At 60.4% G+C, this 230-nt stretch carries 1 pseudogene; it reads left to right on the forward strand.

From position 1 onward, the window contains the following. A pseudogene (locus N7568_RS25640) lies at nt 1-221 on the forward strand (LysR family transcriptional regulator); the annotation flags it as partial. Between the last annotated feature and the right edge of the window lie 9 nt (nt 222-230).

Consider the following 230-nt stretch of genomic DNA (forward strand, 5'->3'; position numbering starts at 1 on the left):
CCACTCTGCTTGCAGATCCCGCTAAACCCTCCGGCCTCTTAATGTTGGTGTCTTTCTCGACTGCATGCCGGGGCCTGGTGGGACCAATGCTCGGGCGAATGGCTTCCGCCCATTCCTCGTTGGATATCACAGTGCTGGCAGAGGACCCACGTGAGGCTGTGCTACGGGTGGCCTCCGGCGAAGCGGAACTGGCGGTGGTTCTCTATTGGAACTCCGTTCCCTAGGGCATC

The organism is Paenarthrobacter aurescens (genome assembly GCF_025421775.1).
Classification (GTDB): Bacteria; Actinomycetota; Actinomycetes; order Actinomycetales; family Micrococcaceae; genus Arthrobacter; species Arthrobacter aurescens_B.